Annotated in this window: 10 protein-coding genes; 5 read left to right on the plus strand and 5 right to left on the minus strand. The window is 40.1% G+C overall.

Annotation, left to right across the window (positions count from 1 at the left end):
- Positions 1-12: 12 nt before the first annotated feature.
- The gene (locus tag ABRT01_RS14450) at positions 13-222 is read left to right on the plus strand and encodes a hypothetical protein (protein WP_269409540.1); all 210 of its coding nucleotides are present in this window, start codon (positions 13-15) and stop codon (positions 220-222) included.
- Positions 223-275: 53 nt separating this feature from the next.
- On the opposite strand, the gene ABRT01_RS14455 is transcribed toward ABRT01_RS14450, so the two are convergent.
- Positions 276-1,580, minus strand: a complete 1,305-nt coding sequence (locus ABRT01_RS14455) for a glycosyltransferase family 2 protein (RefSeq protein WP_269409541.1) — start codon at positions 1,578-1,580, stop codon at positions 276-278.
- A gap of 387 nt (positions 1,581-1,967) precedes the next feature.
- On the opposite strand from ABRT01_RS14455, the gene ABRT01_RS14460 reads away from it, so the two are divergent.
- Positions 1,968-3,272, plus strand: a complete 1,305-nt coding sequence (locus ABRT01_RS14460; RefSeq protein WP_269409542.1) for a S8 family peptidase — start codon at positions 1,968-1,970, stop codon at positions 3,270-3,272.
- A gap of 144 nt (positions 3,273-3,416) precedes the next feature.
- On the plus strand, positions 3,417-3,989 hold the full coding sequence (locus ABRT01_RS14465) for a cupin domain-containing protein (RefSeq protein ID WP_269409543.1): 573 nt from the start codon (positions 3,417-3,419) through the stop codon (positions 3,987-3,989).
- 343 nt (positions 3,990-4,332) lie between these two features.
- Here ABRT01_RS14465 and ABRT01_RS14470 read toward each other — a convergent pair whose 3' ends face one another.
- From ABRT01_RS14470 to ABRT01_RS14480, 3 genes are read right to left on the minus strand one after another with little or no spacing between them, the layout of a single operon-like run.
- Complete coding sequence (locus tag ABRT01_RS14470; RefSeq protein WP_367748094.1) at positions 4,333-4,905, minus strand: ornithine cyclodeaminase family protein; 573 nt, start codon at positions 4,903-4,905, stop codon at positions 4,333-4,335.
- A complete protein-coding gene (locus tag ABRT01_RS14475; protein ID WP_367748097.1) occupies positions 4,895-5,317 on the minus strand; it encodes a hypothetical protein in 423 nt (140 codons plus the stop codon). The genes ABRT01_RS14470 and ABRT01_RS14475 overlap by 11 nt, the downstream gene beginning before the upstream one ends.
- Positions 5,318-5,342: 25 nt before the next feature.
- Positions 5,343-6,131, minus strand: coding sequence for an HAD family hydrolase (locus tag ABRT01_RS14480; protein WP_269412570.1), 789 nt, complete (start codon positions 6,129-6,131; stop codon positions 5,343-5,345).
- A gap of 255 nt (positions 6,132-6,386) precedes the next feature.
- Between ABRT01_RS14480 and ABRT01_RS14485 the strand changes: the two genes are divergently transcribed.
- On the plus strand, positions 6,387-6,704 hold the full coding sequence (locus ABRT01_RS14485) for a hypothetical protein (protein WP_367748100.1): 318 nt from the start codon (positions 6,387-6,389) through the stop codon (positions 6,702-6,704).
- Between the two features lie 25 nt (positions 6,705-6,729).
- Here ABRT01_RS14485 and ABRT01_RS14490 read toward each other — a convergent pair whose 3' ends face one another.
- Entirely contained in the window at positions 6,730-7,566 is an 837-nt protein-coding gene (locus tag ABRT01_RS14490) for an Rpn family recombination-promoting nuclease/putative transposase (RefSeq protein WP_367748103.1), read from the minus strand.
- Between the two features lie 345 nt (positions 7,567-7,911).
- Between ABRT01_RS14490 and ABRT01_RS14495 the strand changes: the two genes are divergently transcribed.
- Positions 7,912-8,265, plus strand: a complete 354-nt coding sequence (locus ABRT01_RS14495; protein ID WP_269409546.1) for an RpnC/YadD family protein — start codon at positions 7,912-7,914, stop codon at positions 8,263-8,265.
- Positions 8,266-8,519 lie beyond the last annotated feature (254 nt).

Genomic DNA, 8,519 nt, shown 5'->3' on the forward strand with positions numbered 1-8,519 from the left:
GGAGGGATACAAATGTTTCAAGACACATTTGCGGCCGAATTAGCAAATAGAGCCGGCTCAAGAGTTGAAGTGGCTACGGATAATAATCTAATTGATGGAATACTGTCAACGGTGACTGCAGAATTAGTTCTCGTAATTGAAGTTAGTACTGGTTATCAAAATACCAAGGTATATATATCCTTAAGTTCGATCAACTTTATTCGTTTTCCTGTAGCTGCCTAACGAAACAAAAGCCAGTAAAAACAGGGGTTAACCTTATTTTTTACTGGCATTTTCTATTTATCGCCCCTATCTTCTCCGGTAGACCACGTTCGGATAAAATCTTGCCATTTTGTATGATGCTGCTTTGTAATACTATATGAATGCTCACGTATATTGTAAACTGTAAAATCCCGATAACAAAATCGAGAATGTCGTATTAATCTTCCCAGGACACTTACATCTTCATATAGCCTCCCATCCGCAAATGCAATTACCGGAAATCCACCATACTTTTTCAATAATGATGTCCGATATATCCTTGGTCCCAAGGGAAAATGATAGTTTTCAAGTTGTTCCCAGCCATCTACTGGAACACCATGTGAAACCGTTTTAAAGTGAACATCGGCATCCTCGCCCATCTGTTTCCATCTTCGTAAATTGCCATAAAGCACTGATATATCTTCAGTTAGCTCCGATAAATATTGTTTTATTACCTTTATCGCATCGGGATCAAGCCAGTCGTCACCATCCAGTTCGAGTACAAAATCAGTCTTGAGATGTGGCAGTAATTCATTTAAGGCCCTTGCTTTTCCTCCGTTTGTTTTATGAAATACCTTTACCCGCTCTTCCTTGTTCCATCGTTCAAGTAGTTTATTGGAGTGATCTGTTGACCCATCATCAATCACGAGTACCTCCTCTGGTTGTTCGATTTGTAACAGGCATGAGGCAACAGCAGTACCGACGTATTTTTCCATGTTATAATTTGACATCATCACGGAGATGGTCGGAGAGTTTGCGGTATTCTTTGTTTGCCGATATTTATGCATCATTTTTTGCTTTTCTATTGTATTTGCTGATTTATTTTTCCTTACCTGTTTAACAAGTCCCTCCCTCCAAATAACAACTTGCTCATCCACCTTGGACAGCCAAGCGGGTAATATCGCCTCCTTGAATGGCAGATGATGTCTGGAGAAAAATGGTTCTTTTTGAAGTAGTTCCTTATGAATCAGCAGCGCTCGGGGTACAATGATATTACCGTGATGATAAATGCGTGTTCCTAACACTTGTTTTGTCCGAGGAAGATGAAGTGCATTATCTTTTAAGCTTGGTAGGAGGTAATCAGTATGTTGAAGGAATAACAAATAGGGAGTCATTAATCGATCAACCATGTCATTCAAAGTTACTCCTAAGTCTTGATGGGTAATCATAATAAACTGAATTCGATCATCTTCCCCATACCGATTGAATAACATTGTTCCATGCTCCTGAAAGACGAGAATTGATTTTAATCTGGTGGCTAACTGATCTAAGGAGACAAGTGCTTTGTCCAGTGCCGATTGATCAGTATAATGAATCAAAATGGCTGTTATATCCTGCACAGGTGTGCCCCCTTTCGCATCATGTTTACACTACTATATGTGTATACACTTTAGGTAATCAATATTATTGTATAGTACTGCTTAACACGATGTTCATAATCTAATTAGGATATTTGTCTTAACGTGACAAAGATCTGTATACCATATTTTCACTATTTTATAATCCTATTTAGTTTAAAGGTAACATGTGTTTTCTAAAAAATTGGTAATTTCGGCATATTGCATAACCTGTACAGGCCTGCTAAGCTATAATCAATAAGTAATCCCCCTACCAACAAGGATAATGATACCTGTTCTCTTTTAAACGTAGATTAGCAGGGGATCACTATTTTGTTCAAATTGTTTCAGCACCAGATTTTTACTCTAAAATCATAAGGAGGAAACAAAATGAATAACAGGAAAAAGAAATGGTTCGAGACATGTGGCCGCAAATTGGATCCTGGTTTAGTGGAACAATTACACAACAAAGCCAAGGTAAAGCTGGAAGAAACGGGTGATGAAGGTATTCCGGTAATTGTTTATTTGAATCGGCAATCGGAATTGGATTCCAAGCACGACTTTGTGCAAACCTGTCATGCCGAAGCTAACAACATCATAGATAACGAACTTGGACTGGATGACACGTTAAGCGGTCAACTGACACCAAAGATGATCAAAAAAATGAAAGATCATGGGGCAGTTGACCGTATTTTTTATGATCGGAAAGTAACTGCATTGCTGGACGTTGCTACACTGGGAATTGGCGCGAAACATGTACAAGAAGAGCTCGGGCTGACTGGCAAAGGTGTGACAGTCGCAGTCATTGACACGGGCATTTTCCCTCATGAGGACTTAACAACACCTGATAACCGAATTGTGGCCTTCAAAGATTTTGTCCAGGATCAAACAGAAGCCTATGATGATAATGGACATGGAACACATTGTGCCGGAGATGTCGCTGGTAATGGGCATCAATCAAATGGTGAATATATTGGACCCGCGCCAGAAACTTCCTTAATCGGTGTCAAGGTGCTGGATCAGGATGGTAGCGGCCGATTGTCTACCATTATGAAAGGAATTGCCTGGTGCATCAATCATAAGAAAGAATATGATATTCGTGTCATCTCCCTTTCCCTTGGTGCCGAGGCATTCGAATCATACCGTGATGATCCATTGGCACAGGCAGCCGAAAAAGCCTGGCATCATGGCATTGTTGTTTGTGCCGCCGCTGGAAATGATGGTCCATCACGTCAAACGATTTCTACACCGGCGATTGATCCATTTATCATTACGGTCGGTTCCGCGGATGATCAAAATACGCCAACTCGATCAGACGATAGCATTGCCGACTATTCCAGCCGTGGGCCGACCATTGATTCGCTGGTCAAACCGGATATTTATTCACCTGGAACGAATATTATTTCCTTACTGGCACCTGATTCCACTTTGGCCGAACAAATGCCGGGAAAAATTGTTGGTGAGCATTATTTGGAATTATCTGGGACGTCCATGGCAACCCCGATTTGCGCAGGCGTTGTGGCCTTGATGCTGGAGGTGAATCCTGATCTTAGCCCAAATGACGTTAAAAGCATTCTGCAGACAACCGCTCCAGCAACCCTCGACGATCTTTGGGGCTACATCGACGCCAAAAGCGCTGTCGCCATGGCTAAGGAATATGCCGAACATCAACTTGCAGTTAGTGAAGTACAATAGCATATTTTAACAAAGGCCTTCCTTATGGGAGGTCTTTGTTATTTTTTTATAATGGAGGATGCTTTTCAGGCACTCACCCATAAAAATTCCATGCATATCTTATATAGACGAATGTAAGTTGATCCTGAATGGAGGACGATAACAATGGCTGTTTCCAATATGGATTTTACAGCTTCAACGGCTCAGTATTCGTATGATTTAAGCAATAACCCACTGTTTGAAAAAGATAGTAAAAATTATATTAATGCGCTGGGTGCAAATCGATTAAATACGATCGGGAATATATATTTACTGGATATTTTCCTAACAAAAGGCAACACGATCGAGCCACATTATCATCCAAATGCATCCGAGCTCACATACTGTATTACAGGTTCAGCGAAAATTTCCTTGATGAACTCATTTAATAATAAACTGATTGAAGTCGATCTCATGCCTGGGAAAGTTGCCAGCATTCCCCAAGGATGGTGGCATTATGCGGAGGCAACAGATGATGAAACCCACTTACTCGCTATTCACGACACACCAATGCTGCAAACTGTCTTCGGATCTGACATATTACGTTTAACTCCACCAGAAGTTCTCGCCCATACCTACTGCCTCAATGAAAACAAAGTCAAAGACACCCTGGCACCAATCAACGGGACTGTCATCATTGGCCCATCCGAAGACTGCTCGCAAAATAACCGCTTCCCAGGTTTTCACTATACCAGATAATTAGGGGCCAGGGTTAGCAGGGCTACCGAAAATATCGAGTCGCCATGGACAGTTCGATTGATTTTTGCGCATGTTCGATCGACTTTACCGCCTGACTCGATCGACTTTCCTACGCGCTCGTTCGACTTTGCGTCTGACTCGATCAACTTTCATCCGTGCTCGATCGACTTTGCGCCTGACTCGATCAACTTTTATCCGTGCTCGATCGACTTTGCGCCTGACTCGATCAACTTTCATCCGTGCTCGATCGACTTTGCGCCTGACTCGATCAACTTTCATCCAAATCAATCATTCTATAAACACACGTATTTTTTCGATATCCCTGCCCGCTCCTTTTTTCAAATCAAACTTCAATATCATGACCCAACCCCAGCTGTTTTGCTTTCTGATAAATACCTTTTGCCACAACAAGGTCAAAATAGGCTGCCCCGACCGATTTAAAAAAGGTTATTTCCTTGTCCGAATCACGCACGATGGTGTCATCCATGCTTAATTGACTAAGTCCACCATAAAGATCTTCAAAGCGCCATTCCCCACTTTTATTGGCATAGATTAGTTCCCCCGCCTCTTCCTTTGCACTTTGTACATCATCCACAACAATTTTCCCTGACTTTTTAATGGTCAATAAATCAACCTCACGCATTGTTGGTAAGTATGAGCCAACGCCATTAATATGTGTACCGTCTTGCAAATCATTTCCATCGAAAACGGGATCATTGGACCTGGTGCTGCAGCAAACGATATCGGCGGTTTCAACCACTTTATTCACTTGATCTGCTACCATAATTTCTGCTTCCACACCAAAATCAAGCAGCCTTTGTCTAAAATGTACTGCCTTTTCCATGGTTCGATTAAATAAATGGATCGTTTTAATTTTGCGTACTTCCAATACACCCAGAACCTGTTCAAATGCCATGGCGCCGGTTCCAATCACCCCCCAATGTTTTAGAACCAGTACGCGCCAGCTTTTTGGTTCCTATGGCACTTAATGCTCCAGTACGCAATCGGGTTAGATAGGAAGCATTCATCATACATAAGTGTTCGCCGGTTGCCGCATCTGTCAGCAGCAGTATTCCCTGAGTCGTTGGCTTTCCCTGTTTCGGATTCTCAGGAAAAATGGTGACGACTTTCACGGAAGCAACGTCCTGATTTAGGTCGGCGCTTGGCATATATAAAGAAGAAGCCTGGTGTTTCGGTATAACAATAACAGTGCGGTGCGGGCTTTCAATTAATCCCTTGCTTTTGGAAATAAGTCCTTGCTGTAAATCGGCAATCGTATCTTTCATACCATAATTGTCTTGAATAACCTTCTCATTGAGAATAAGCATACCAATCGTCCTTTTGGCGTAATTATCATTCCTGCAGTTTGGTTACAATCGGCAAAATCTCCGTTAATTCCTTTATTTCATACGTTGGGTTTACATCCCTTGGTGTTTGTCCGCGACGATTCAACCAGATGGAATCAACTCCTGCTCGGGAAGCTCCAAGTATGTCGGTCATCAGGTTATCTCCGACCATGATCGCCTCATCGTTTGCAACACCCAAACGCTCCAACGCATAATCAAAAATTCCTGGATCCGGTTTCCCTTTCCCGAAATCCCCCGACACCACAATCTGATCAAAATACGTAGCCAATTTTGGTGTTAGATCAAGCTTCGTATGTTGTAAGTCCGGGGAACCATTGGTTAGCATTAATAATTGAAATTTTCCTTGCAGCTGATTAAGCACTGTAAAAGTATCATCATAAACAAATGGCATTTTTTTGCGCATCTTTGGAAATGTTTCCCCGAGATATTCCCCCAGCTCCTCATCATCAATCCCTATATCCTGCAGCCCTCTTGTCCATGCAGCCGTCCGATATGTCGGTGCAATCGCCTTTAATTTTTGAAATGTTTCTCCCTCATCGCAAAAGTTCCCCCAAAGTCCCTCAAATGGGCTGATACCAATGTCCTCCGCGAAATCATATGTATCGTAGGAAGCAAACAACGCGCGGGCACTTCTTTTCACTTTTTCTTCCAGCTGACCGGGGTCAATATGATATTTATCTTCCGCTAGTTTACATGTCGCCCGGAATGCTTCATTGACACTTTTGTCGTCCCATAATAATGTATCATCCAAATCAAATAAAATTGCCTTTAGCATAAAAAACGCCCCTTTCACCTCTATCATTACATAATTCGCCATGGATTCCCCCAATTCCTTTTTTGTTTTATAAAACAATTCATGAAATGGCTTTCACGGTAATAAAATGAAAGAAATCCACATAGGAGGTGAAAAGTATGGCCTATGAAATTTATGGACCATTTCGCATCAAAGAAGATACCGTAAATACTGCCAATGTTCTCGGGTTAAAAGGTTTTTAAAAACGATCACATCTTCATTTTTGCTAATGAAAGTATGAGAGATGATTTAAAGAACCGAATTGATGCACATGTAGTAAATAACCATACTACAAATCATGATGACCTTTCCTTTGCCAACAAGATGAAGAATCTTTTCTCCGGCGACTCCAACCCTTCAAAAGATATGAAAGAAAAACTAGGCAGCCTGGGTGTCACAGATAAACAGATTGAGAGGTATATGTCAGATATTGCATCCGGTGACATTATAATCGTAGTGAATAATCAAAAACGAGTGGGAACTGATGCGGCTGACAGCACGATTAGGTTGAGATCGCCGATTATTAAAAGGCTGCCCATGATCACGATTTTTTGACCTTTTGGAGCAGCCTGTTGTCATTTTAACTTAATTCGGAAGGGTCTATTCCGGTCATTTTTTTAATATCTTCATCCGTAACACCATGTTTTCTCATTGCTTCTACTATTTCTTTTTGCCCTTCTTTTTTTCCTTCTTTTTTTCCTTCTCTTTTTCCTTCTTCTTTCCCTTCATCTCTTGCTCCGCGCATACGGGTTATTTCGTCATTTATTTCTCTTTCCCTGGCATCATATGCTTCTTTGAGGTTTTTATCAAGGTTAAGCGCAAATAGCTTTTCTTCTGCTTCAGCGATATTTTTATCCAATGCAGCTACCTCCTCTAAAAGCATTTTGTCTTCACTTTTTAAAAAGATCAACCAGCGGTGCAGAGGATTTTTAAGGTCTATGTTTTCTATCAATTTCATGAATTTTAATGTCTCAATGAAATGGATCTCCAATTTATTGGTCAAAAGTTTTTTTGTCTTTCTGTTTAATAGTTGATAACAAGAGTGAAAATCAGCTTCATTATTAACATTATATCCCAAAAGACTTATGGAAACTGTCCTTGTTAACTCCTTATAATCCCTGCTTTTCTTAAATCCGGCAGTAAATAATTTTGACCAATAATACAAAATCCTCTCACTTATATTATACTGATTTGCAAGCTGGACCTCAATATTTATTTTTTCACCCAAATCAGTGTAGGCTTTAATATCCAGTATACCCAGTTTGTCATCTTTTGTTACGGGTAACACCTCATTTTCTGCAAGCCTTATACTGGAAATTTCAAAATCCAATATGGCGTTCAAAAGAGACTTTAATAGCACTTCATCGGTGAATATTGTTTTAAACGCTACGTCATTCAATGGATTCAATCTTTCCATGCATATCCTCTCCCGTTTTCGTTTATATGTCCGACATTGTTAGATCATCTAGCCTAGGCAATCACGGGTAAAATATCCACAAAAACGTAAACTCCCATTTCCCTTCCTCCCACCCAAATTGTTTTGTTTCAATAATGGTAAAATTTAACTAGATTTCCCTTGCTCAATTGAGGTTATTCGTGGCGTAATGTAGGAATATGTCGTGTGGTTAGGTCTATTATACCAATAATGAGCCATTATGCGACTGACTAATTTGAAAATTTAAATAACTATTGATGAGAAACGTTTGTTCGTATATAATAGGATTAACTTCATCATTAGGCAATGCAAAAAGGATGTGGTAAAATGATGGCAAATGATATCGTACTCGAGGAAAAAGAATCTTATCATGAGAGCCCGCCAGATTATGATGGACTATGGAAAAAGTTGATTGAGCAATTGTTCGAGGAATTCATGGAATTTTTTGCACCTGATTTGTACCCGGAAATTGACTTTACCAAAGCGCCGGATTTTTTGAAGCAGGAATTTCATAGGATGATTATTGATAGTTTAGAGGGGCGAAATTATACCGACCAACTTGTTCAAGTAACATTAAAAAATGGGAAAGATAAGTGGATTCTAATCCATATTGAGGTTCAAGATGAGGAAAGTGAACAATTCACAAAGCGTATGTTTCGTTATTTTTTACCGTATTTATGACAAACATGGCGAAGAGATATATGCTATTGCCCTTCTAACATCGGAGCAGGAATCACAATACCGTGATCATTTTTATTATTCTTTTTACAGTACAAAGCACTAGCGTTGCATAAAGTTTTTCTACAAATGTCAAGAAAAATATTTAGTTGGGACATTAGGAATAATGGGAGTTTTCACTACAAAAGTCTATAAAAAAACCTTATAATAAGGGAATGGTAGTCCTGTCCAAATCCCAAATTATAAGGAGAACTCAT

It is taken from the genome of Lentibacillus sp. L22, assembly GCF_040812445.1.
Lineage (GTDB): Bacteria > Bacillota > Bacilli > Bacillales > Amphibacillaceae > Lentibacillus_C > Lentibacillus_C daqui.